A 21,302-nucleotide genomic window follows, 5' to 3' on the forward strand; every position below is an offset into this window, starting at 1 on the left:
CGGTCACTGCACGTCGAACTCGTTACCCTCCGGGTCTGCCATCGTGGTGTGCTCGCCGCCCCGGTCGGCGACCTCGGCCAGCACCGTCGCGCCGAGCGCGGTCAGCCGCTTCACCTCGGCCGCCCGCCCCTCCGGGCCGACGTGCAGGTCGACGTGGAGGCGGTTCTTTCCCCGCTTGGGCTCGGGGACGGCCTGGAACAGGAACCGCCGGCCCAGCCCGGTGCCGCTGGCCGGGTCGACCGGGTCGTCCGGGTGGCGTACCGCCGCCAGCTCGCGCCACGCCTTGCGGCCGTCCACCTCGACGTACGCCTCCGGCGGCACCGCACCGGCGGCGGCCAGCCGCTCGATCAGCACGCTGTTGTCCTCGACCTGGTAGCCGAGCGCCTCGGCCCAGAAGCGGGCCAGCCCGATCGGGTCGGCACAGTCGATGACGAGTTTCCAGTCCCGCGCCATGTGTCCTCCGTGGTCAGCTGGTGTAACCAGTTATAGTGGTTACGTGACGAACGGCGCAAGCGGACTCACCCTGATCAGTCCCGAAGGCACGAGATACCGCTTCGACCCGGGCGCGCTCTGCCTGGAACTGCTGACCACCGGCGGCCCGGGCGCGTTCGCCCGCTACGAGGTGCTGCACCGGCCGGACGACCTCGCGGGCTGGCTGGCCGTGTCCCGGCTGCGCCTGGACCCCGCCACCGTCACCGTCGGCACGGACGACCTGGCCGCCGCCCGCCGGCTGCGCGACGCGCTCTGGCGGGTGGCGCAGGCGCGTACCCGCGACGAGACCCCACCCGCCGCGGACCTGGCGGTGGTGAACGACGCCGCGGCCGGGCTGCCGCTGAGCCCGCAGGCCGGCCCCGACGGCGGCCGGTCCTGGCGTACGCCGCTGACCGGCGCGCAGGTGGTCGCGACGTTCGCCCGGGACGCGGTCGACCTGCTCACCGGCCCGTACGCGGACCGGATCCGGGAGTGCGGCGCGCACGACTGCCGACTGGTCTTCGTGGACACCTCACGGCCGGGGCAGCGCCGCTGGTGCGCGATGGAACGCTGCGGCAACCGGCAGAAGGCGCGCGCGCTGCGGTCCCGGCGCGCGCCCGGCTGACTCAGTCCGCCAGGCGTACGCGTACCCGGCGGTTGGCCCGCCCCTTGCTCTCCACCTTGACCACCTGGACCTTGCCGATCTGGGCGGTGGAGGCGACGTGCGTGCCGCCGTCTGCCTGCACGTCCAGCCCGACGATGTCGACGATCCGCACCTCCTGCTCCTCCGGCGGGATCAGGTTCGACTGGGTACGGATGATGTCCGGCAGGGCGAGCGCCTCGGCGCGCGGCAGCACCCGCACCGCCACCGACCGGTCGGCGGCCACCTCGGCGTTCACCAGCTCCTCGATGCGGGCCTTGAAGTCCGGCGGCACCTCGGGGAGGTTGAAGTCCATCCGCGCCTCGCCCGGCTCCATGTTGCCGCCCGTGACGAGCGCGCCGAAGTCGCGGAACACCACGCCGCAGAGCACGTGCAGGCCGGAGTGGGTACGCATCAGCATGGTCCGGCGGCCGTCCTCCACCGCGCCGGCCACCTCGGTGCCGACCGGCGGTACCGGATCGCCCTCGGCCGGGATCAGCCACAGGTCGTCGCCCTTGCGGGTGCCGACGATCCGGGTCTGTACGCCCTGCCAGAGCAGCACCCCGTGATCCGGCGGCTGCCCGCCGCCACCGGGGTAGAACGCGGACCGGTCCAGCACGATGCCCTGCTCGGGATCGGCCTCCAGCACCCGGCAGGTCCACTCGCGCAGGGTCGGATCGGCGAGGTCGAGCCGGTGCGTACGGCCGTGGTGTGTGACGCCCATGGACGGCGACGTTACCCGTTCAGGAACTCCGAGACGCGCTCCCGCAGGTCGGCGCGCTCGGTCCAGAGCACGCCGGGCCGGTCGTACACGTGCAGTGTGGCGTTCGGCAGCGCGGCGGCGAGCCGTTCGGCGACGGCGACCGGGTGCAGGTCGTCCTCGGCGGCGGCGATGACCAGGGCCGGCGCGGTGACCGCGGCGAGCGACCCGGCGTCGTCGAGCGGGGCCTGGGCGGGCAGGTCGGCCAGCCCCGGTGCGAGCCCGTCGCGCAGCAACTGGTCGAGCCGTTGCCGCAGGTACGCCCAGCCGGCCGGGGTGTTGCGCACCGACGGCGGCAGTTCCAGCGACACCGCGTCGGCCAGTGCCGAGGCGTCGCCCTCGGCCACCGCGTCGAGCAGGCCGGTGAGCCGGGCGCGGGCCACCTCACCGCGAGGTGTGTCCAGCACGGCGGGCAGGAAGAAGACGAGTCGCTCGAAGCGTTCCGGGCTCTCCGCGAGCAACCGGCAGAGCGCGCCCGCGCCGAGACTGGCGCCGAACGCCCGGGTCGCACCACTCAGATCGGCGACGGCACGCAGGTCACGGGCGAGGTCCAGGTAGCTCCACGGCCCGGGCGGGGAGTCGGAGCGGCCGTGCCCGCGGAACTGGAAGAAGATGCGCCGTCCGGCGACGCCGCTGCCGAACGGGCGGGTGGTGGCGATGCCGCTGCCCAGCCCGTGCGCGAACACGGTGACCGGGTCACCGGTGCCGGTGACCAGCCGTTCCAGGCTCACCCCGTGCGGGGTGGCGACCAGCTCCGTCTCCGGCTCGGGCAGCGCGGGACGCCCGGTCCGGGGCGCGCCGGGGCCGGGCCCCCAGGTGCGGGGACCGCCGTCCGGCGGCGGAGGCCAGCGGAAACCTCTCACCAGGATCCTCGGCCGTCGTGCAGGTCCCGCAGGCCGGGCCGCACGTCGAGCAGGTAGATCAGACCGGCGGCGATGCCGATCAGTCCGAACAGGCTGATCGGGCCGAAGCCGAGCAGGGTCAGCAGCAGGCAGACCGCCAGGATGGCGACCCAGCCGCCCTTGGGCAGCGTGCCGAGCGCGGCGAAACCGTCGCCGCGCTGGGTGACCGCGTGCACCAGCGCCACTCCCTGTACGACCAGGGCGAAGACGAGCAGGATCAGCTGGATCACGTCTTGGACTGCGAACGCGAAGATCGGCGCGGCGATGGCCATGGGGGCAAGCTTATGCCGAGACCCCGGAAACGTCCGACAAGACGTTGTCCGGGGTCCGGTGGAGCATCAGGTCACTCGGCGGCCGGGCGGGTCCGCTTCGTGGCCTTCGGCAGCTTCGCCGACGGGGTGGCGGGCTTGGTCGCCTTGGTGGCGGTCGTCTTGGCGACGGCCTTGGTCGCGGTCGCCTTGGTGGCGCGGGTGCGCTTCACCGCGGCGGGCTTGGCGGCCACCGCCTCGGCCACCTCGGCCGGGCTGGGCACCTCGGTCGTCGCGGCGGCGGCCGTCGGGGCCGCGTCGGTCTTCGGGGCCACGTCGACGCCGGTGGCCTCGGTGGCCTCGATGTCGGCGTTCACCGTGTCGGCGGCCTCCAGCACGCCGGCGCCGACGACGCGCTCACCACGGGCGACCAGCTCGGCGTACGCGGCCAGCGCGCGCTCCTGCGCGGCGTGCGCCCCGGCCACCACGACGGCGGCGTTGCGGGTGGCGGCCTCGCGGAGCTTGTCCAGGTTGGCGGCCTCGCGCAGCTTCTCCAGGTTCGCCGCCTCGCGCAGCTTCTCCAGGTTGGCGGCCTCACGCAGCTGGTCGAGGTCGGTGGCGACGGCGCGCTCGCGCAGCCCGGTGGCGGTCTGGTTGGCGGTCTTCAGCGTCTCGGTGGCCTTCTGGCGCAGCTCGAAGCCGGTGACGACGGCCTTGCCGCCGAGGTCGGTCACGACCCGGGTGCCGAGGCCGCTGACCACGGTGGGCAGCTTGCGCAGCTGCTCCAGGGCCAGCTCACCGGCGCCGGCGGCGGCGTAGAGGGGTGCGGGGATGCGGTTGGTCTTCGGCTGGGTGGTCATGACTGCTCCTCTTCGGCCGCACCGGCGGCCTTCCGGGCCGCCCGGCGGGCGGTCGTGTCCTGCGGGGCGGCGGTGGTCGGGGCGGGCGCGGTGGTCGGGGCGGGCGCGGTGGTCGGGGCGGGCGCGGCACCCGCTTCGGTGACGGCCACCGATTCGAGGACCGCCTCGGTCGGCGTGCCCTCCGGCGTGACCGGACCGGTCGCGGCCGCCGCCACCGTCGCCGGGGCCTCCGGCGCGGTGGCCGGCTCGGTCGCGCCGGCCGTCTCCGCCGTCGTGGCCGCCTCGGTCGCCTCGGCCAGGCGGGCGTTCTCGCGCCGGAACGTCTCGTAGATCTGGGTGAGCGACTGCTTCTGGGCCATGGTCAGCTCGGGGTCGACGGCGATCGCCGCGAGCACGCCCTGGCCCTCCTTGTCGTCCAGCAGCCCGGCACGCAGGTACATCGCCGGGGTGGAGACACGAAGCGCGCTGGCGAGCTGCTGGAGCACCTCGGCACTCGGCTTACGCAGCCCGCGCTCGATCTGGCTCAGGTAGGGATTGCTGACGCCCGCCTGCTCGGCGAGCTGGCGCAGTGAGATCTTCGCGTTGCGCCGCAGGTCGCGAATGAACCCGCCGACATCGGGAAGGTCCTTGCTGGTGGCCATGACTCAACGCTAGCTCGGTCCGCTAACTCCTGCAAGCAAAACGCTAGCCAGAGTTAGCAGGGTCACCACAGGCGGGTTGCGGAGGCCATGTCCGGTCCGTACCGTTCTCCCCCGTGACCAAGATCGATATCAACGGTGCCCAGCTCGCGTACGACGAGAGCGGCACCGGCACCGCCGTGGTGCTACTGCACGCCGGCATCGCCGACCGGCGGATGTGGCGCGGGCAGATCCCGGTGCTCGCGCAGCGGCACCGGGTGATCGCGCTGGACCTGCGTGGCTACGGCGAGTCGGAGCTGCCGCCCGCGCCGTTCGCCCACCACGACGACGTGGTCGGGCTGCTCGACGCGCTGGGGATCGAGCGGGCCGCGCTCGTCGGCTGCTCGTTCGGTGGCCGGGTCGCGGTGGACACCGCGCTCGCCCATCCGGCGCGGGTCTCGGCGCTGGCACTCTTCGGCGCCCCGGTCTCCGGCAACGAGTGGTCCGAGGAGACCGAGCAGCTCTGGGAGGAACTGGTCGGCGACGTGGACCCGGAGGACTTCGCCGCCACCGCCGCCGGTGAGGTGCGGTTCTGGGTGGTCGGCCCGACCCGCCGCCCCGAGGACGTCGACCCGGAGCTGATCCGGTTCGCCGAGGAGATGGACCGCCGGGCGCTCGCCGCCGAGCAGGCGCTGAGCGCGATCGAGGTGGGCGAGCTGGACCCGCCGGCCATCGACCGGCTCGGCGAGCTGCGCGTACCGGTGCTCGTCGGCACCGGCGCCGACGACCTGGCCGACATCCGCCGCCTGGCCGACCGCATCGCCGACGAGGCCCCCCCAGGGCGTACGCATGCCGGACGTCCCCGGCGCGGCCCACCTGCTCCCCTTGGAGCGCCCCACCGAGACGAACGCCGCCCTCCTGCCCTTCCTCCCCTGACCTCCCCCTTCGCCCTGTTGATCTTGTACTTGCGGCCGCCGGCACGCCTGGAATGCGCGTTTCTCCCGGGCGGTGAGTGCAAGATCGCCGGGGGTGGCGGGCGGGGCGGGTTACCAGAGGGGGCGGATGGCTCCTACCGGGAGGCCGCCGCCCAGCAGGGGTGACTCGGCGTACTCGGTGAGGATGGGGGCGCGCACGTCCAGGCGTGCCAGGGCGGACACCAGGACGGGTGTGCGGGCCCTCGCGGCGCCGTCGTCGATCTTCAGGGCCACGGCGCCGACCTCCGGGATCGCCGCCGCGACCACACCCTCCGCGCCGATCTTGGCGAGCAGACCGGGTACGCCGCGCATCAGCCGCGTGTCCTCCGCCTGGGTGCCGCCGACAAGCTCCGGGTACGCCCGCATCGCGTCCGCCACCGTCCGCTCCACGGTGCCCGGCTCGGCGCTGACCAGCCGCAGGAACGCCCGCGCCAGCCCGGTCAGCGAGACGGCGAGCACCGGTGCGCCGCAGCCGTCCACCCCGACCGCCGCCGCCCGCTCGCCGGTGAACTCCTCGATCGTGGCGGTCAGGCACTGCTGGAGCGGGTGCTCGGGCCGCCAGTAGCCGTCCAGCGGCCAGCCCGCCGCCAGGCAGGTGCGCACCATGCCGGCGTGCTTGCCGGAGCAGTTCATCAGCACCCGGGCGGGGCCGCCGCCGGCCCGCAGCACCGCCTCCCGGGCGGCCTCGCCGAACGGCAGGTCCGGCGGGCAGTGCAACGCCTCCTCGGTCAGGCCGGCGTCGCGCAGCAGCGCTGTCACCCGCTCGACGTGGAACTCCTCGCCGGCGTGGCTGGCCGCGACGAGCGCGATGTCGGCCGGGTCGGTGAGTGGCAGGCCGGCCCGGAGCATGCCGATCGCCTGCATCGGCTTGCTCGACGAGCGGGGGAAGATCGGCGAGGTGACGTCACCGGCCCCGGCGACCGGCTCACCGGCGGCGTCGAGCACCACCACGGAACCCCGGTGGACGCCCTCCACGAAGCCGGACCGGACCACCTCGGCGAGCGGCACGCCGCCCTCGTACGTTTTTCCCACGGTATGGACCGTACCGAGGGGACGGACCCGGTCGGCGGCGGGGTGACCTGCGACGTCGACCGGGGCGGTACGGGGTCGGGACCGGTTACGCCGCTTACCGGACGGTAGCCGGGACGCCGAGCAACGTACGGGCCTCGGCGGTGGTCAGCGGAGGCCGCTGGGCGAGCTGGGCGAAGCCCACCGCCCGCGCGACGAGCTGCATGTTGGACTCCACCGGACGGCCCTTGGCGTACGTGACCGTGTCCTCCATGCCGACCCGCAGGTGACCACCGGTCGACAGCGAGGCCAGCATCACCGGGATGGTGCTGCGCCCGATGCCGGTGGCCGAGAACGTGGTGCCCTCGGGCAGGTCACGCAGCATCTGCTGGGCCGCCACAAGGGTCGCCGTGGTGCCGGGCATGCCACCCGGCACGCCCATCACGAAGTCGACGTGCACGTGCCCGCCGTGTGGCAGGCCGTACTTGCCGAGCAGCCGCTGCAACGCGGTGAGGTGACCCAGGTCGAAGATCTCGTACTCGGGGACGACGCCCCGCTCCTGCATCCGGGTGTGCAGGTCGACGATGAACTCCCACCGGTTGAGGAACACGTCGTCGCCGAAGTTGACCGTACCCATGGTGCAGGAGGCCATGTCGGGCGCGGCGTCGAGCACCGCCAGCCGGGCCGACTCCGGGTCGGTCACCGCGCCGCCGGAGGAGAGCTGCACGATCAGGTCGGTGCTCTCCCGCAGCGCCGCCACCGTGTCGCGCAGCCGCCCCTGGTCGAGGGTGGGCCGCGCGTCGTCGTCGCGGATGTGGATGTGGATCACGGCGGCGCCGAGCGCCTCGCACTCCTTGGCGGTCAGCAGCAGCTCGTCGAGCGTCACCGGCAGCGCCGGCACCTCCGCCTTCGCCGACTCCGCGCCGGTGGGGGCAACCGTGATCAACGTCCCTGTCGTCATGCCCCGGATCCTAGACCGGTGCCCGACGCCGGGTCGACCGGAGGATTTCCGGTGCGAGCGGCGTTAAGAAGGGGCCCTTCCTCTACCGGAGGCGTTAAGAGGGGGCCCTTCCTTACACGTCGATGGCGGCGGCGCTCTCGCCCACCAGCAGACGCGCGTCGTCGGGCGTGTTGCGCTTCAGCACGGCGAGCGCCACCTGACCCAGCTCGTAGTGCTGCACGGCGGTGCCCACGAAGCCGACCGTCCGGCCGTCGAGCGTCACCGGCGTACCGGCCACCGGCGGCTGGTCGCTCGCCACACCGTCGAGGTGCAGCAGGACGAGCCGGCGGGGCGGCTTGCCGAGGTTGTGCACCCGGGCGACCGTCTCCTGCCCCCGGTAGCAGCCCTTGTCCAGGTGCACCGCAGGGGCGATCAGGTCCACCTCGGCCGGGATCGTCCGGTGGTCGGTGTCCACCCCGGCCCGGGCCCGCTTGGCGGCCACCCGGATCGCCTCGTACGCCCACAGCCCGGCCGCCGGCACCCCGGCACCGCGCAGCTCGGCCACCACCGCGTCCATGGCGGCCCGGGGCACGAGCAGGTCGACGCCGAGGGCCACCCGCCGGGCCCAGCCGCCGACGGGGAGCGGCTTGACGTCGTACACCACGGAGGGCCGCGCGGGCAGCTCGCCGGAACGGAACTTCGGACCCGGCACCGCTGCGACGTCGGGCGCGGCCAGCCCGGTCACGCCGAGGGTGTCGAGCGCGCCCTGCGCCTCCGGCCCGACCAGCGACAGCAGTGCGTGGTCGGCGGTGGCGTCGCGCGGGTCGACCCTGCTGAAGAACCGCATCTTCTCCAGGTACGACAGCAGGCCCTCGGTCATGCCCGGCTCGGTGTCGAGCCAGGTGGTCTCGCCGTCGTCGGCGACCATCGCGTGCTGCTCGACGTGCCCGTGCGGGGAGAGCACCAGCAACTCGGTGCCCTGCCACGGGGCAAGCGCGGCCAGGTGCTGGCTGGTGAGCGTGTGCAGCCAGCTGATCCGTTCCTCGCCGGGGACCGCGACCACGCCCCGGTGTGAGCGGTCGACCAGGCCCACGCCGGTGGCCAGGAGCCGCTGCTCGCGCATCGGGTCGCCGTAGTGGGCGGCCACCGGGCCGACCCCGGCCGCCCGGTGGGCCGGCTCGGGCTGGTCCCGGGTCTGGTCGTCGATGGCGTCGGTGGTCACCGCGCCCGCGATGTCGATCATGTGCGTTCCCCGTCCTGTGCGCAGCGGCCGCAGACCCCGAAGAGCGCGACGTGCCCGATGTCGACCTGGAATCCGCGCTGCTCGGCCAGCTGGTCGGCGAGCGGGCGGAGCATCTCGGGGGCGATCTCGTCGATCGCCCCGCACTCCCGGCACACCAGGTGCACGTGCTGGTGCTCACCGGCCGCGTGGTAGGTCGGCGAGCCGTGCGACAGGTGCGTGTGCGTGACCAGGCCGAGCCGTTCCAGTAGCTCGAGCGTGCGGTAGATGGTGGTGATGTTGACGCCGGCCGCCACCTCGCGGACCGCGGTGTGCACCTGCTCCGGGGTGGCGTGCCCCAGATCCAGGACGGCCTGGAGCACCAGCTGCCGCTGCGCCGTCAGCCGCAGCCCGCGCGAGCGGAGCATTTCCGCGAGGGAGGATTCGGACACCCTTCGATCATAGTTCGGCCGCCGCGCGGGCCGGTCCGCCGCCGGGGGTACGCCACTACGCTGCGCCAATGGGTACGACACGGGTGGCGGTGCTCGGCCGGGGGCTCGTACCGGCGGGTGAGCCGGTGCTGCGCGGCGACGACCGGGGTGTCCTGCACGGCGACGGCCTGTTCGAGACGCTGCACCTGCGCGACGGCCGCCCCTGGCTGCTGGAGCCGCACCTGGCCCGGCTGCGGTCCGGCGCGGCGGCGATCGACCTGCCGCTGCCCCCTGACGCCGCGCTCGTCGAGCTGCTGGACAGCGTGCGCGTCGGCTGGCCCGCGCAGACCGAGGGCGCGTTGCGGCTGGTCTGCACGCGGGGACCGGAGGGCGGCGGGCCGCCCACGGTGTACGCCACGCTGGGCGAGGTGCCGGATTCCGCCCGGGCGGCCCGGCGGGACGGGGTGACGGTGGCCACGCTGCCGCTCGGGGTGGCCGCCCGGTCCCGCCCGGAGCTGGGGTGGCTGCCGAGCGGTGTGAAGTCCACCTCGTACGCGCTCAGCACCGCCGCCCGGCGCTGGGCGCAGCGGACCGGCGTGGACGACGTGCTCTGGGTCTCGACCGACGGCTACGTGCTGGAGGGCCCCACCGCGAACGTGGTGTGGCGCAGCGGCGGCGAACTGTGCACGGTCCCGGCGGCGGAGACCGGCGTGCTGCCCGGCGTGACCGCCCACCACCTGCTGAGCCGGGCGGCCGAGCTGGGCCTGACCCCAGCCGAGCACCTGCCCACGGTGGCCGGCCTGCACGAGGCCGAGGCCATCTGGCTGACCAGCTCGCTGCGCGGCCCGGTGGAGGTCACGTCCCTGGACGGAACCCCTCGCCCGGGTTCCCCCCTGACCCCGCACCTGCAAGCCCTCCTGAACTTCCCCCGGCCCCCACTCGGTCGATCATGAAGTTGGCGGCGTTCGTTGTCCGATTTGTCGCCGCCAACCTCATGATCGACGCGATCATGCGGAGGGAGGGGGCAGGGGCAGGGGGTCAGCCGGCTACGCGGGTGAGGCGGGCGGAGAGGTGCGGGCTCAGGGGCTGGCCCACGGCGGCCATCTCCTGCGCGTAGAGCAGGGCGCCCTCGACGATGCCGAACAGCCGGGCCCCGGCGGTGACCTCCTTCGCCGTGGCGGTACGCACGACCGCGTCGGTGGCGAACTCGATCTGGGTGCCCTTGCGCTTGCCGATGTGCAGCTCCATCACGCCGGTCGGCGTGGTCATCAACGCCTCCAGCTCGTCGGTCACCCGCTCACCGTCGAGCACCGGACGCCACCAGCCCACCTCACGACCGGCGGGACGGACCGGGCGGCTCTGCTCGTCCAGGATCCACGCCCGCGACTCGTAGAACAGGAACGGCCGGCCGTCGTGGCTGATCCGGATCTCCTGCGCGTAGTCGAAGTCCTCGATCGTCGGGAACCCACCCCGGCCCCGGCCGCGCCACACCCCGATGTACGGCAGCAGGCCGTCCAGGCTCGGGTGCAGCTTCGGGCCGACGCGCAGGTCGTGGCTCTCCTCGTACGGGTACTCCTCGACCGGCGGCGCGTTCAACCACGGCGGCTGAAGCGGATTCTCACTCACAGATTCACCACTTACCTCTAGCGATTCGCACTGCGACATAGACCAGGCCACCGGCGAGCGCGCCCAGGCCGGCGACCAGCAGGCTGACGAACCCGATCTCGGTAACCATCCGGACCATCCTATGCTGGCGTCATGGCGCGCACTCTCGTCGTCAAGGCCACCGCCGGCGCGGACTCATCGGAACGCTGCGCCCAGGCGTTCACAGTCGCCTCCACCGCAGCCGCGGCCGGGGTGGACGTGTCCCTCTGGCTCACCGGCGAATCCACCTGGTTCGCACTGCCCGGACGGGCGGAGACGTTCGCGCTGCCGCACTCCGCGCCGCTCGGTGAACTACTGCACGTGGTCCTGGCCACGGGCCGGGTGACCGCCTGCACCCAGTGCGCGGCCCGGCGGGACATCGGACCGGGCGACGTCATCCCCGGCGTACGCATCGCGGGCGCCGCGGTGTTCGTCGAGGAGGCGATGGCGGAGGGCGCGCAGGCGCTCGTCTACTGAGCGGCCCGCCCGGGTCGTCCACTCTGACCGGTGAGCCGATCCTGACCCGACATGTCCGGATTACGCCTACCATGTGAACGTGAGTGAGGCGATCCAACAGTTCTTCGCGTCGCTACCGGCGCGTGCCGCGTCGGTGCTGAACAGCCCGATCGGCGGCACGCTCCAGATCGACCTGACCGACGCCAACCGTACCGAGCACTGGTACGTGCGACTGGCACCCGGATCGGCCCAGGTGAGCCGGGAGGAGCAGGGGCAGGCCGACGCCGTGCTCACCCTCTCCACCGACCTGTTCGAGAAGCTGGTCACCGGCCGGGAGGCCGGCATGGCCGCGGTGCTGCGCAACGAGGCCACGTTCAGCGGGCACGTCGTACTGTTCCTGGCGTTCCGCCGGTTCCTGCCGGCCCGGCCCGACGTACGGGATCCGCGGGACGCCGCCCGCGACCACGTCCGGCGGCTGATGTGAAGGACCGGGTCAGCATCCTCGACGGCAACACGTTCCTGGTCAGCGACGACCGCGGCAACATCCAGCCGTCGTACGACTTCCCCACCGGGTTGTTCTCCTTCGACACCCGGTTCCTGTCCACCTGGATCCTCACCCTCGACGGGGAACCTCTGCACGCGCTCTCCATCGACGACTCGCTGTCGTACAAGACGCGGTTCTTCCTGGTCCCCGGCGAGCCGACGCACTACCTGGACGCGAAGGTCTCGGTGATCCGCAGCCGCGCGATCGGCGGCGGCCTGGACGAGGAACTGACAGTGCTCAACCACTCCGAGCAGGAGAAGGAGTTCCACCTCCGGCTGGACATCGGCTCCGACTTCGCCGACCTGCTGGAGATCAAGAATCAGCGGGGCAAGGACGGACACACCACGCCCAGCGTGGAGACGAACGCGCTGCGTCTGACCTACCGCAGGCAGGCGTTCCACCGCGAGACGATGGTGACCAGCAGCGCGCCGGCCGAGGTCGGCGAGAGCGGGATGACGTTCCGGGTGCGGGTCGGCCCGCACGGCGAGTGGACCACCCGGTTGCACGTCGACACGGTCATCTACGGGGCACGGGGCGAGGACGTCCGGGCCATCCTGCCGCTGGGCGGCCAGCGCACGGCGGCCGAGATCGAGGCGGAACAGAGCGCCCTGATCAGCCGCGCGCCGAAGCTGGGCTGCGACTGCGAGCCGCTGGCCGGGGCTTATCGGCGCAGCCTCAACGACCTGGCCGCTCTCCGGTACGAGTCGATCACGCTCGGCGTCCGGCTGCTCGCCGCCGGACTGCCCTGGTTCATGACGCTGTTCGGCCGGGACAGCATCTTCACCTCGCTGCAGGTGCTGCCGTTCCTGCCCGAGCTGGTCAAGCCCACGATCGTCATGCTCGCCGGCCTTCAGGGCAGCCGGGTCGACGACTTCCGGGACGAGGAACCCGGCAAGATCCTGCACGAGCTGCGCTACGGCGAGAGCGCCGGGTTCGAGGAGCAGCCGCACTCGCCGTACTACGGCGCCGCCGACACCACGGCGCTGTTCGTGATCCTGCTCGACGAGTACGAGCGGTGGACCGGTGACGCCGACCTGGTGCGCAAGCTGGAGCACGAGACGCGGGCGGCGCTGACCTGGCTGGACACGTACGGCGACCTGCTCGGCACCGGCTACGTCTGGTACATGTCCCGCAACCCGGAGACCGGCCTGCCGAACCAGTGCTGGAAGGACTCGCCGGACGCCATCTCCTACGCCGACGGGCGGATGCCCGAGTTCCCCCGGGCCACGTGCGAACTCCAGGGGTACGCGTACGACGCGAAGCTGCGCGGCGCCCGCCTGGCCCGCACCTACTGGAACGACCCGACGTACGCCGACCGGCTGGAACACGAGGCGGCGGCGCTGAAGGAACGGTTCAACCGCGACTTCTGGATCCCGGACCGCGAGTACTACGCGCTGGCGCTCGACCCGCTGGGCCGGCAGGTGGACGCGCTCACCTCCAACATCGGCCACCTGCTGTGGAGCGGCATCGTCGACGAGGAACGGGCCCCGGCGGTCGCCGCCCACCTGCTCGGCCCGCGCCTGTTCTCCGGGTGGGGCGTCCGCACGCTCGCCGACGACCAGGGCCGGTACAACCCGGTCGGCTACCACGTCGGCACGGTGTGGCCGTTCGACAACTCGATCATCGCCTGGGGCCTGTGGCGGTACGGCTTCCGCCACGAGGCCGGCCGGATCTGCGACGCCCTGCTCAGCGCGTCGCACTACTTCGACGGGCGGCTGCCCGAGGTGTTCGCCGGTTACGAGCGCGCCCTCACCGACTACCCGGTGGAGTACCCCACCGCGTGCAGCCCGCAGGCGTGGTCCGCCGGCACGCCGCTGCTGCTGCTGCGGGTGATCCTGGGACTGGAACCGCAGGGCGAGCACCTGATCATCGACCCGGCCGTACCGCCCGGGATGGGCCGGGTGGAACTGCTCGACATCCCGGGCCGCTGGGGCCGGGTGGACGCGCTGGGCCGCAGCCGGGAGCCGCACTCCGAACAGCCGTCGCCACCGGCGCTGACCCTGCCCGGCGGCTGACGTCAGGCCGGGCAGGACGCGGTGACGGCGACCCGGACCCGCTCGCCGGCCCGCAGCGCCAGCACCGCCGGGTCGCCCGGGCGTGCGTACGCGTCGGCAGAGTCCACCACCGGCGCGGCCCCGGCGCCGAACGCGGTGGCCAGCGACCGGTCGGCCGGCACCGCGGCCTCAGACCGGGCCGTGCGGACGGTCCCGCCACCCGGGCAGGGCGCGGCCAGCACCTGGACCGGCCCGGTCGCGCCACCCCAGCGGCCCAGCGCCGACGCCAGCACGGCCGACTCGGCGGCGGCGTCGGCGGACGGGGCCCGGTAGCCGGAGCCCGCCGGGCGGCAGCCGGTGTCGGCGGTGAGCAGCACCCGGCCCGGGCCACCGGACCGGCCCTCGACCGTCACGAACTCGCCCGCGTCGGCGCGCAGCAGCGGCTCGCCGTCGAGCGTCGACACGCCGGCCCGCCAGCCCGGCGGCAGCCGGTCGGCGATGCCGCGCAGCGCCTCGCGGACGTCACCGCCGCCGATCGCCACCTCGACGCCGCGCTCCAGCGTCGCGCCGTCGTCCATCGGTGTGATCCGGCAGCCGCGCTCCAGCCGGTCCGGCAGGAGCGCCGGTACGCCCACGGTGCCGGCCGCGGCGGTCAGCTCACCGATCGCCCGGTCCACCACCGGGCCGGCCTCGTCCAGCGAGCGCTGCTCCTTGACAGTCGGCGCGTCGGTGCGCACCGACCACCAGGTCAGACCGGCGAGCAGCACGGCCCACGCCACGGTGGCGACCGCCAGCCAGCGCAGTCGGCGTCGGCCGCCGGGGCCGGGCCGGCCGGGCGGGGTGGGCGGGGCGTAACCCGTCTCGACGGCAGTCACCCGGCAATGGTGTCACGTGTCCGCGAGGCGCCCGGCCGCGCCTCGGCACCCCCGCTCAGACCGGCACCGACCGGCGGGACAGCAGCCACAGCAGGTAGAAGGGACGCTGCCGCAGCTCACCGCGACGGTCGGCGTACTGGTCGGCGGCGAGCACGGCGGAGAAGAAGCCGCCCGCGCCCAGCATGCCGAGCACCGGCGCCAGATGGGTGCCCTCGACCGCCACCAGGGTCGCCGCGACAGTCGCCACCGCCGCGCCGGCGGCCTGTACGGCCGAGCGCCGGGACACCCGGGCGACCTCGGCCCGGGCCGCCCGCACCCCCTCCTGGATCTCCGCGTCGAGCTTCGCGAGCTGCACCAGCGCCCGATCCGGATCGGTGTCGACCTCCAGCATCCGGCCCCGCAGGTACGCCTGGGTCGCGGCGAGCGCGTCGCCCTCCTGGCTCAGGATGGCGCAGTAGTCCCGCAGCGAGGTGCCCTCGATCATCGGCAGGTCGAGCTGGAGCAGCGGGGTCACCAGTCGCGCCTTCACCGGATCCCCGCTCGGCACGTCGACGACCCGGTGCCCTTTGACGATCAGGTCGAGCGTGCGGTCCGGGTTGTCGCCCAGCTCGATCCGGCCCATCGTGTCGAACGGCGAGGAGGTGGACTGGGCGTCCGGCGCGCGCGACTCCAGGTGGCTGCGGCGGAAGGTCTGCGGGAAGTAGACGAGCTGACCCAGCTCCAGCAGCGGCGCGCAGTCCCGCAGGTACGCGCCGAGGCGGTCCAGGTCGTCGCATTCGGCGTAGAGCTCGTCGATCCGGATGTCCTCGTACCGGCAGCGCGGCTCGCAGTGATCCGGATCCTTGCCGCACCTCTTGCAGATCTCCCGGTGGGCCAGATAGCAGCGCTCGCCGCCCGGCTGGGAGAGGACCAGCTTGGCCGTGACGAGCGTGGCCCGCTTGGTCAGGAACGACAGGTCGGTGTCGAGGCTGGCCACCGAGACGTCGAACGGGCGCGACCGGCCGGACCCGTCGGCGCGCTGGAGTTCGCGGGCGATCTCCTCGCCCCGGTTGCCGTCGATGAAATCGATCAGATAGCGGCGGGCGTGGGCAGCGGCATCGTCGTCGGGCACCTGATCCCCCTCCGGCGCGTCCGGGGCGCGCCGCCCTCCAGCCTGCCAGCCACTGTCGAGGCGCACAGTCGCCGGAACGGCTCGTGGCCCGCCACCCGGGTGGGGTGGCGGGCCACGATCAGAGCGTGGGTCAGGCGGCGACCGAGACGGTCACCTCGTTGATCCCGCGGGCCGCAGACACGGCGGTGTCACCGTTGCCGTGGCGGGACAGCGCCCGCAGCGTCCACGAACCCGGCGCGGCGAAGAACCGGAACTGCCCGGCCGGCGACGTCACCACCTCGGCGGTGAACTCACCTGTGGAGTCGAGCAGCCGCACGTACGCGCCCGGCACGACCTCACCGGACTCGGCCAGCACACGGCCGGTGATGACGGTCTCCTTCTCCAGGTCCAGGCTCGCCGGGAGGGGGGCGGACTGGTCCGGTGCGGCGCAGCCGGCGGCAGCCGTCGAGGCGGCGGAGGCGGCGGTCATCAGGCCTCCCCCGGCTCGTCGCCGAGCGCCACCGGCACGCCGACGAGCGAGCCGTACTCGGTCCAGGAACCGTCGTAGTTCTTCACGTTGCGGTGCCCGAGCAGCTCCTGGAGCACGAACCAGCTGTGCGAGGAGCGCTCGCCGATCCGGCAGTACGCGATCGTCTCCTTGCCGTCGTCCAGCCCGGCGTCGGCGTAGATCTTGCGCAGCTCGTCGTCGGACTTGAACGTGCCGTCCTCGTTCGCCGCCTTGGACCAGGGGACGCTGATCGCGGTCGGGATGTGGCCGGCCCGCTGCGCCTGCTCCTGCGGCAGGTGGGCGGGGGCGAGCAGGCGGCCCGCGTACTCGTCGGGGCTGCGCACGTCGACCAGGTTCTTGGTGCCGATCGCGTCGACCACCTCGTCGCGGAACGCGCGGATCGAGGTGTCCGGCTCCTGCGCGACGTACTGCGTCTTCGGCCGCTCCACCACGTCGGTGACGAGCGGACGGGCGTCCAGCTCCCACTTCTTGCGGCCGCCGTCGAGCAGCTTGACGTCGCCGTGGCCGTAGAGCTTGAAGTACCAGTACGCGTACGCGGCGAACCAGTTGTTGTTGCCGCCGTACAGGATCACGGTGTCGTCGTTGGCGATGCCCCGGTCGGACAGCAGTGCCTCGAACTGGCTCTTGTTGACGAAGTCCCGGCGGACCTGGTCCTGCAGGTCGGTGCGCCAGTCGAGCTTGACGGCGCCGGCGATGTGCCCGGTGTCGTAGGCCGAGGTGTCCTCGTCGACCTCGACGAAGACGACGCCCGGGGCGCCGAGGTTCTTCTCGGCCCACTCGGCCGAGACGAGTGCGGTGTCGCGACTCATCAGATCACTCCCTGGTGAGGATGGTTTGGTGAGCCTGCGCGTGGAGATCGATGTCGATGGTTGTCGCACCACACGCGGACCCTGAGCTAGGAACGGATCACGGGTACGTGCGACGGCGCCGCTGCCGGGCGTTGGAGGGGAACCGGGAAGGTTCGTGGACCCTGGTGGCCGCCGTTCAGGCGGCCGGAGACAGCCCCGCCGTCAGATGACGGGGCGACACAGGCAGGTGGCCACGCGGCACAGGTCGACCGCGCGCCGTTTGGTGAGGTGGGTCCCCATGGGCAGGGAGATTACCAGCCGAGGCGACAGGTGCCACCAGGCCGACCAGCATCCGGGACGGCCGGACCGCTCCCCGGACCGGCCGCGTGCGGCTCTCAGCCCGCGGAGTTGATGGGCACGTTCGCCGCGTCCGCAGTGACCACCAGGCCCTCCGGCTTCGGCTCCACCTTGCGCAGGTTGAGCTGGAACGGCAGCTCCGGCAGCGGCACGTCGATCGAGATGCCCTGCGCGTACCGGGTCAGCGCGGCACGCGCCAGCGGCACGTTCGGCAGGCCGTCCGCGGTGAGGTCGTTGAAGCGCAGCGCCACCTTGTTGCCGGCCACCGTGACGTCGGCGGTGCCGTTGACGGTGAGCTTGATGCCGAGGACGTCCACCGGGGCGGTGACGGCGAGCTTGCCGTTGCGCTCGCCCAGCGTCAGCCCGGGACGGTCCAGCAGCTTGGCCAGGCTCTCGTAGGTGACGGTGCCCCGCCCGTCCACGCTCTCGGCCACCACGTCGCCCCGGCCGGAGCGCAGCGTGTCCAGCGAGGCGGTCACGTTGCGGGCGTCCACGTCCAGCTTCGGCACCTCGACCGCGTCGCCCTGCACGTCACCGCGTACGTCGGTGAGCTGGATCGAGATGCGCTCGTACCGGCCGTCGAGCACCTGGGTGAGGAACGGGAAGCCACCCACCTCGACCTGCGGCGCGGCGGACTGCGCGTCCTGCTTGGCGATCTCCTGCCGGACCTGGTCGGCGATGGCGCGCTCGGCCACGCCGGCGGCGACCCGGTCGGCGACCACGAGCAGCCCGGCCAGCACCAGCAGCAGGACGAGGAAGCCGATCAGCACCTTCCGGCCCCGTCGCCGGGGTCGACCCTCCGCCGGATACGCCTCTGCCACGCCGCCTCCCGTCCTCGCCGCCGTCACCGCGCCTCGCGGCGCAACCGTACTTACCCGAGGCGAATCCTCCCCAACCGCGTCACAGGAACAGCACGCACATGGCGTACGCGGCGGGCGCGGCCAGCGCGAACCCGCCCAGCGGCCCCTGCATGTGCCGGGCCACCCACATCGTCGGCGGTTCACCGGCCATCAGCCGGCCCGCCTCGGCGTACCCCACGGCGAGGTCGGCCAGGACGGCGGTGGCCGCGCTGACCACCCCGACCAGGGCGGCGCTGGTCGGGGTGAATCCGACCAGGTAACTGCCGAGCACGGCGCTGGTGAGCGTGCCGAGCATGGCGCCGACGACCACGCCGGCCGCGCCGCGTGGCACCTGCGGGGCGAGCCGGGGCCACGGCGCGACCGCGTCGGTGAGCCGGGCGACGAGCAACGCCACCCCGGCGGCGGTGAGGCAGACCGTGATCGCCTGGGTGCCCTTGGGGATCCGGCTGAGCACGACGAGCGTGGCGAAGGAGACCACGCCGACCACGATGAGCAGGGTGCCGCCGAGCGAGTCGGTCACCCGGACCCGGTCCACCCGCCGCACGAGCTGGCCCAGTACGGCGAGCAGGAGCCCGGCGAGCGCGGCGTAGCCGAGCGGGGCCAGGCCGGCGATGTCCGACCGCACGGCGGCGACGTCGGCGATCACCGCCGTCGCGGCGCTGACGAGCGCGACGACGAGCAGCGCGGGCGGCCGCATGGCCATCGTCCAGGCCAGCACGAACAGCAACTGGACGCCGAAGATGATCGCGGCGAACGGCAGCCGGTGCCCCGGGCCCGAGGTCTGCGCGCCGAGCACGAGGCCGACGCCGAGCAGCGCGGCGAAGCCGGCCACGGTGAGCGCCAGCGGGCGGCGGACCGGGACCGGCGGCACCTCCTCCTCGGGCTCCTCGTCGGACTCGTCGTCGGGACGCCGGCCGGGCCCGCCCTTGCGCAGCCGGCGCGGGCCCTTGCGTTCCGGCCGGTCGCCCTCCTCGTCGTCCGCGGGGCCGGTGCGCGGGGCGGGCGGGTAGCCACGGGCGGGGGCGGACGCGCCGGTGGGCGGCTCGTCGGTCCACGGGTCACGGCCGGTGTCGCGCGAGGTGGAGGGAAACACGCCCCGATCGTGCCAGACCCGGGCGGCTCGGCGGAGGTCCCGGTTTCGGCGACGTTAAAACCTGCGCCGCGATCGAGGGCAGAAAGGGCAAACGGTAAATCGCGCGAAGGTGACGCCCGGTCCATCGGTTACGCTCAGGCCGTTACCCGCCCGTCGACGACGCCGGGACCCACGCAAGTTCACAGTGCCGCCCGTAGCCGGGCGTGTCGCTGGTCGCGCGCGGCCGGAAGGCCGCCGGGACGGAGGTGATCGTGGAGCTCCTGCTGCTCGTGACCGCACGGGCCGGTGAGCCGTCGGCGGTGTTGCCGGCACTCGACCTGCTGCCCCACTCGGTCCGCACCGCACCCCGTGACGTCCGCACGCTGGTCTCCGGCCCGACGCCGGACGCCGTCCTGGTGGACGCCCGCTCCGAGCTGAGCGAGGCGCGGGCCACCTGCCGGATGCTGCACGCCACCGGGCTCGGCGTACCGCTCGTCGCGGTCGTCACCGAGGCGGGCCTGATCGCGCTGAACGCGGACTGGGGCGTCGACGACGTGATCCTGGCCGGCGCCGGGCCGGCCGAGGTCGAGGCGCGACTGCGGCTCGCTGTGGGCCGGCTCAGCAACGCCACCGCCGGCGCCGGCGGCTCGATCCGGGCCGGCGAGCTGAACATCGACCCGGACACGTACGCCGCCAAGCTGAAGGGCCGGCCGCTCGACCTCACGTACAAGGAGTTCGAGCTGTTGAAGTTCCTGGCCCAGCACCCGGGGCGGGTGTTCACCCGGGACCAGTTGCTGCGTGAGGTCTGGGGCTACGACTACTTCGGCGGCACCCGGACGGTGGACGTGCACGTGCGGCGGCTGCGCGCCAAGCTCGGCTCGGAGTACGAGTCGATGATCGGCACCGTCCGCCAGGTGGGCTACAAGTTCGTCGTACCGCCGTCGCGCTCGCTGCCGGAGCCGGAGCCCGCCCCGCTGCCTGTCTGACCGCCTCCGCTCCACCCCGCTAGAGGGCACTTTTCGCGTATGCCCTTTTTGCCCGATCAGTCAGTCATATCCTGGCTGCCGGAATTGTCGGGCTAAGGGGGCGACGGTGCGCGCGGTGAACACGGGGGCGACGAACGGCCGGTGCCGCTGATGCGGGCCTCGACGCTGCGCGCCGCCGGGCTCGTGACAGTCGTGCTGGCCGGCCTGCTCGGTTCGGCCTTCGTGCTGGGCCGCAGCCTGGTGCCGGACCCGCACCCGTCGGCCGCCGGAGTCGCCACCACGCTCACCGGGCCGCGCTACGGCGAGCAACCACCCAGCACCGACTTCCCCGGCGGCACGACCAGCCCCCGGCCGAGCCCCGACGCCGCGCCGGACGCCGCTCCCGTCCCGCCCGACGGCGACGGCCCGTACGGCGCCCAGGTCGCCACCGGCTCGTCCCGGGTCGCGCTGACCTTCGACGACGGCCCCGATCCGCGCTGGACCCCGCAGGTGCTCGCGCTGCTGGCCCAGTACGGCGTACGGGCGACGTTCTGCGTCGTCGGCGAGAACGTCGAGGCCCACCCGGATCTGGTGCGCTCGATCGTGGCCGAGGGCCACACGCTGTGCAACCACTCCTGGAACCACGACGTCAACCTGGGCAAGCGATCCCCGGCGACGATCCGCGCCGACCTGCTGCGCACGAACGACGCGATCCTGGCCGCCGCGCCGGACGCGCGGATCACGTACTACCGCCAGCCCGGCGGGGCCTGGACGCCGTCCGTCATGTCGGCCTGCGCCGACCTGAACCTCACCCCGCTGCACTGGAGCGTGGACCCGTCGGACTGGAAGGCACCGGGCGCCACCACCATCGAGGCGATGGTCCGCTCGCAGATGGGGCCCGGCGCGATAGTGCTCATGCACGACGCGGGCGGGGACCGGTCCGGCACGGTCAGCGCGTTGCAGCAACTCCTGCCCGAACTGCTGGCCCGGTTCGAACTGGAGCCGCTGCCCGTCGGCAGCCCGTGACGAGCGCCACCGACCACCGTCGTCGTCGGACG

At 73.4% G+C, this 21,302-nt stretch carries 27 protein-coding genes; 8 read left to right on the top strand and 19 right to left on the bottom strand.

Features of this window, described 5'->3' with window-relative positions:
• Window positions 1-3 precede the first annotated feature (3 nt).
• Window positions 4-453 (bottom strand): VOC family protein, encoded by a 450-nt coding sequence (locus tag ACPCK6_RS12465; protein WP_396880993.1) that lies wholly within the window; start codon window positions 451-453, stop codon window positions 4-6.
• Between the two features lie 43 nt (window positions 454-496).
• Here ACPCK6_RS12465 and ACPCK6_RS12470 point away from each other — a divergent pair, with 43 nt between their 5' ends.
• Window positions 497-1,096, top strand: a complete 600-nt coding sequence (locus tag ACPCK6_RS12470) for a CGNR zinc finger domain-containing protein (RefSeq protein ID WP_423481174.1) — start codon at window positions 497-499, stop codon at window positions 1,094-1,096.
• A gap of 1 nt (window position 1,097) precedes the next feature.
• Here the strand turns inward: ACPCK6_RS12470 and ACPCK6_RS12475 are convergent, their stop codons facing one another.
• The 5 genes from ACPCK6_RS12475 to ACPCK6_RS12495 all read right to left on the bottom strand — a co-directional run bounded on the left by ACPCK6_RS12475 (window position 1,098) and on the right by ACPCK6_RS12495 (window position 4,522).
• Entirely contained in the window at window positions 1,098-1,835 is a 738-nt protein-coding gene (locus ACPCK6_RS12475; RefSeq protein WP_423481175.1) for an alanyl-tRNA editing protein, read from the bottom strand.
• An 11-nt stretch (window positions 1,836-1,846) separates the two neighbouring features.
• Entirely contained in the window at window positions 1,847-2,734 is an 888-nt protein-coding gene (locus ACPCK6_RS12480; protein WP_423481176.1) for an alpha/beta fold hydrolase, read from the bottom strand.
• Window positions 2,731-3,045 (bottom strand): DUF2516 family protein, encoded by a 315-nt coding sequence (locus ACPCK6_RS12485; RefSeq protein WP_013288803.1) that lies wholly within the window; start codon window positions 3,043-3,045, stop codon window positions 2,731-2,733. The genes ACPCK6_RS12480 and ACPCK6_RS12485 overlap by 4 nt, the downstream gene beginning before the upstream one ends.
• 71 nt (window positions 3,046-3,116) lie before the next feature.
• The gene (locus tag ACPCK6_RS12490; protein WP_423481177.1) at window positions 3,117-3,881 is read right to left on the bottom strand and encodes a hypothetical protein; all 765 of its coding nucleotides are present in this window, start codon (window positions 3,879-3,881) and stop codon (window positions 3,117-3,119) included.
• A complete protein-coding gene (locus ACPCK6_RS12495) occupies window positions 3,878-4,522 on the bottom strand; it encodes a helix-turn-helix domain-containing protein (protein WP_396880989.1) in 645 nt (214 codons plus the stop codon). The genes ACPCK6_RS12490 and ACPCK6_RS12495 overlap by 4 nt, the downstream gene beginning before the upstream one ends.
• A gap of 113 nt (window positions 4,523-4,635) precedes the next feature.
• Here ACPCK6_RS12495 and ACPCK6_RS12500 point away from each other — a divergent pair, with 113 nt between their 5' ends.
• The gene (locus tag ACPCK6_RS12500; protein ID WP_423481178.1) at window positions 4,636-5,598 is read left to right on the top strand and encodes an alpha/beta fold hydrolase; all 963 of its coding nucleotides are present in this window, start codon (window positions 4,636-4,638) and stop codon (window positions 5,596-5,598) included.
• Here the strand turns inward: ACPCK6_RS12500 and ACPCK6_RS12505 are convergent.
• The 4 genes from ACPCK6_RS12505 to ACPCK6_RS12520 all read right to left on the bottom strand — a co-directional run bounded on the left by ACPCK6_RS12505 (window position 5,545) and on the right by ACPCK6_RS12520 (window position 9,067).
• A complete protein-coding gene (locus tag ACPCK6_RS12505; protein ID WP_396880987.1) occupies window positions 5,545-6,504 on the bottom strand; it encodes an asparaginase in 960 nt (319 codons plus the stop codon). The two genes, ACPCK6_RS12500 and ACPCK6_RS12505, sit on opposite strands and share 54 nt — an antisense overlap.
• A 94-nt stretch (window positions 6,505-6,598) precedes the next feature.
• Window positions 6,599-7,441: a beta-keto acid cleavage family enzyme gene (locus ACPCK6_RS12510; protein ID WP_423481179.1), complete on the bottom strand. Its 843-nt coding sequence runs from the start codon at window positions 7,439-7,441 to the stop codon at window positions 6,599-6,601.
• 112 nt (window positions 7,442-7,553) lie between these two features.
• The gene (gene ygfZ, locus ACPCK6_RS12515) at window positions 7,554-8,663 is read right to left on the bottom strand and encodes a CAF17-like 4Fe-4S cluster assembly/insertion protein YgfZ (RefSeq protein WP_423481180.1); all 1,110 of its coding nucleotides are present in this window, start codon (window positions 8,661-8,663) and stop codon (window positions 7,554-7,556) included.
• Complete coding sequence (locus ACPCK6_RS12520; RefSeq protein ID WP_194801998.1) at window positions 8,660-9,067, bottom strand: Fur family transcriptional regulator; 408 nt, start codon at window positions 9,065-9,067, stop codon at window positions 8,660-8,662. Before ACPCK6_RS12520 ends, ygfZ begins: the two co-directional genes overlap by 4 nt.
• Window positions 9,068-9,159: 92 nt before the next feature.
• Here ACPCK6_RS12520 and ACPCK6_RS12525 point away from each other — a divergent pair, with 92 nt between their 5' ends.
• Window positions 9,160-10,023 carry an aminotransferase class IV gene (locus tag ACPCK6_RS12525; protein ID WP_396880984.1) on the top strand — a complete coding sequence of 288 codons (864 nt, stop codon included), beginning with the start codon at window positions 9,160-9,162 and terminating at the stop codon, window positions 10,021-10,023.
• Between the two features lie 85 nt (window positions 10,024-10,108).
• Here the strand turns inward: ACPCK6_RS12525 and ACPCK6_RS12530 are convergent, their stop codons facing one another.
• Together ACPCK6_RS12530 and mtfM are read right to left on the bottom strand one after the other, a co-directional pair.
• Window positions 10,109-10,735, bottom strand: a complete 627-nt coding sequence (locus ACPCK6_RS12530) for a heme-binding beta-barrel domain-containing protein (protein ID WP_423481181.1) — start codon at window positions 10,733-10,735, stop codon at window positions 10,109-10,111.
• Entirely contained in the window at window positions 10,701-10,805 is a 105-nt protein-coding gene (mtfM, locus tag ACPCK6_RS12535) for a small membrane protein MtfM (RefSeq protein ID WP_013288813.1), read from the bottom strand. The genes ACPCK6_RS12530 and mtfM overlap by 35 nt, the downstream gene beginning before the upstream one ends.
• Before the next feature lie 23 nt (window positions 10,806-10,828).
• Here mtfM and ACPCK6_RS12540 point away from each other — a divergent pair, with 23 nt between their 5' ends.
• The 3 genes from ACPCK6_RS12540 (at window position 10,829) to ACPCK6_RS12550 (ending at window position 13,729) form a co-directional block, all read left to right on the top strand.
• Window positions 10,829-11,191 carry a DsrE family protein gene (locus tag ACPCK6_RS12540; RefSeq protein ID WP_423481182.1) on the top strand — a complete coding sequence of 121 codons (363 nt, stop codon included), beginning with the start codon at window positions 10,829-10,831 and terminating at the stop codon, window positions 11,189-11,191.
• A gap of 73 nt (window positions 11,192-11,264) precedes the next feature.
• On the top strand, window positions 11,265-11,654 hold the full coding sequence (locus ACPCK6_RS12545) for an SCP2 sterol-binding domain-containing protein (protein ID WP_423481183.1): 390 nt from the start codon (window positions 11,265-11,267) through the stop codon (window positions 11,652-11,654).
• On the top strand, window positions 11,651-13,729 hold the full coding sequence (locus ACPCK6_RS12550; protein WP_396880980.1) for an amylo-alpha-1,6-glucosidase: 2,079 nt from the start codon (window positions 11,651-11,653) through the stop codon (window positions 13,727-13,729). Before ACPCK6_RS12545 ends, ACPCK6_RS12550 begins: the two co-directional genes overlap by 4 nt.
• A 2-nt stretch (window positions 13,730-13,731) precedes the next feature.
• Here ACPCK6_RS12550 and ACPCK6_RS12555 read toward each other — a convergent pair whose 3' ends face one another.
• The 7 genes from ACPCK6_RS12555 to ACPCK6_RS12585 form a co-directional block, all read right to left on the bottom strand.
• On the bottom strand, window positions 13,732-14,583 hold the full coding sequence (locus tag ACPCK6_RS12555) for a hypothetical protein (RefSeq protein ID WP_423481184.1): 852 nt from the start codon (window positions 14,581-14,583) through the stop codon (window positions 13,732-13,734).
• Window positions 14,584-14,638: 55 nt separating this feature from the next.
• Window positions 14,639-15,694 (bottom strand): hypothetical protein, encoded by a 1,056-nt coding sequence (locus ACPCK6_RS12560; RefSeq protein ID WP_423481185.1) that lies wholly within the window; start codon window positions 15,692-15,694, stop codon window positions 14,639-14,641.
• A 130-nt stretch (window positions 15,695-15,824) separates the two neighbouring features.
• Window positions 15,825-16,163 carry a DUF1416 domain-containing protein gene (locus ACPCK6_RS12565; RefSeq protein WP_252448349.1) on the bottom strand — a complete coding sequence of 113 codons (339 nt, stop codon included), beginning with the start codon at window positions 16,161-16,163 and terminating at the stop codon, window positions 15,825-15,827.
• Window positions 16,163-17,011 carry a sulfurtransferase gene (locus ACPCK6_RS12570; protein WP_318335865.1) on the bottom strand — a complete coding sequence of 283 codons (849 nt, stop codon included), beginning with the start codon at window positions 17,009-17,011 and terminating at the stop codon, window positions 16,163-16,165. Before ACPCK6_RS12570 ends, ACPCK6_RS12565 begins: the two co-directional genes overlap by 1 nt.
• A 201-nt stretch (window positions 17,012-17,212) precedes the next feature.
• On the bottom strand, window positions 17,213-17,290 hold the full coding sequence (locus ACPCK6_RS12575) for an Ms5788A family Cys-rich leader peptide (RefSeq protein ID WP_310503780.1): 78 nt from the start codon (window positions 17,288-17,290) through the stop codon (window positions 17,213-17,215).
• A gap of 95 nt (window positions 17,291-17,385) precedes the next feature.
• On the bottom strand, window positions 17,386-18,168 hold the full coding sequence (locus ACPCK6_RS12580; protein ID WP_030272146.1) for an LmeA family phospholipid-binding protein: 783 nt from the start codon (window positions 18,166-18,168) through the stop codon (window positions 17,386-17,388).
• A 79-nt stretch (window positions 18,169-18,247) separates the two neighbouring features.
• Window positions 18,248-19,300 carry a hypothetical protein gene (locus tag ACPCK6_RS12585; protein ID WP_396880977.1) on the bottom strand — a complete coding sequence of 351 codons (1,053 nt, stop codon included), beginning with the start codon at window positions 19,298-19,300 and terminating at the stop codon, window positions 18,248-18,250.
• Window positions 19,301-19,545: 245 nt separating this feature from the next.
• Between ACPCK6_RS12585 and ACPCK6_RS12590 the strand changes: the two genes are divergently transcribed.
• Both ACPCK6_RS12590 and ACPCK6_RS12595 read left to right on the top strand, forming a co-directional pair.
• A complete protein-coding gene (locus ACPCK6_RS12590) occupies window positions 19,546-20,265 on the top strand; it encodes a winged helix-turn-helix transcriptional regulator (protein ID WP_176739763.1) in 720 nt (239 codons plus the stop codon).
• A 150-nt stretch (window positions 20,266-20,415) separates the two neighbouring features.
• Window positions 20,416-21,270 (top strand): polysaccharide deacetylase family protein, encoded by an 855-nt coding sequence (locus ACPCK6_RS12595; protein WP_423481202.1) that lies wholly within the window; start codon window positions 20,416-20,418, stop codon window positions 21,268-21,270.
• The last annotated feature ends 32 nt before the right edge of the window (window positions 21,271-21,302 follow it).

The sequence above is a fragment of the Micromonospora sp. AB353 genome, assembly GCF_049538395.1.
Lineage (GTDB): Bacteria > Actinomycetota > Actinomycetes > Mycobacteriales > Micromonosporaceae > Micromonospora > Micromonospora aurantiaca.

Bases quoted from the DNA above. Each gene is read 5' to 3' on its own strand.
- ACPCK6_RS12530 (WP_423481181.1), bottom strand. From the start codon at position 10,735: ATGTCGCAGTGCGAATCGCTAGAGGTAAGTGGTGAATCTGTGAGTGAG.
- ACPCK6_RS12525 (WP_396880984.1), top strand. From the start codon at position 9,160: ATGGGTACGACACGGGTGGCGGTGCTCGGCCGGGGGCTCGTACCGGCG.
- ACPCK6_RS12475 (WP_423481175.1), bottom strand. From the start codon at position 1,835: ATGGGCGTCACACACCACGGCCGTACGCACCGGCTCGACCTCGCCGAT.
- ACPCK6_RS12510 (WP_423481179.1), bottom strand. From the start codon at position 7,441: ATGACGACAGGGACGTTGATCACGGTTGCCCCCACCGGCGCGGAGTCG.
- ACPCK6_RS12485 (WP_013288803.1), bottom strand. From the start codon at position 3,045: ATGGCCATCGCCGCGCCGATCTTCGCGTTCGCAGTCCAAGACGTGATC.
- ygfZ (WP_423481180.1), bottom strand. From the start codon at position 8,663: ATGATCGACATCGCGGGCGCGGTGACCACCGACGCCATCGACGACCAG.
- ACPCK6_RS12565 (WP_252448349.1), bottom strand. From the start codon at position 16,163: ATGACCGCCGCCTCCGCCGCCTCGACGGCTGCCGCCGGCTGCGCCGCA.
- ACPCK6_RS12490 (WP_423481177.1), bottom strand. From the start codon at position 3,881: ATGACCACCCAGCCGAAGACCAACCGCATCCCCGCACCCCTCTACGCC.
- ACPCK6_RS12540 (WP_423481182.1), top strand. From the start codon at position 10,829: ATGGCGCGCACTCTCGTCGTCAAGGCCACCGCCGGCGCGGACTCATCG.
- ACPCK6_RS12595 (WP_423481202.1), top strand. From the start codon at position 20,416: ATGCGGGCCTCGACGCTGCGCGCCGCCGGGCTCGTGACAGTCGTGCTG.
- ACPCK6_RS12495 (WP_396880989.1), bottom strand. From the start codon at position 4,522: ATGGCCACCAGCAAGGACCTTCCCGATGTCGGCGGGTTCATTCGCGAC.
- ACPCK6_RS12570 (WP_318335865.1), bottom strand. From the start codon at position 17,011: ATGAGTCGCGACACCGCACTCGTCTCGGCCGAGTGGGCCGAGAAGAAC.
- ACPCK6_RS12520 (WP_194801998.1), bottom strand. From the start codon at position 9,067: ATGCTCCGCTCGCGCGGGCTGCGGCTGACGGCGCAGCGGCAGCTGGTG.
- mtfM (WP_013288813.1), bottom strand. From the start codon at position 10,805: ATGGTTACCGAGATCGGGTTCGTCAGCCTGCTGGTCGCCGGCCTGGGC.
- ACPCK6_RS12575 (WP_310503780.1), bottom strand. From the start codon at position 17,290: ATGGGGACCCACCTCACCAAACGGCGCGCGGTCGACCTGTGCCGCGTG.
- ACPCK6_RS12465 (WP_396880993.1), bottom strand. From the start codon at position 453: ATGGCGCGGGACTGGAAACTCGTCATCGACTGTGCCGACCCGATCGGG.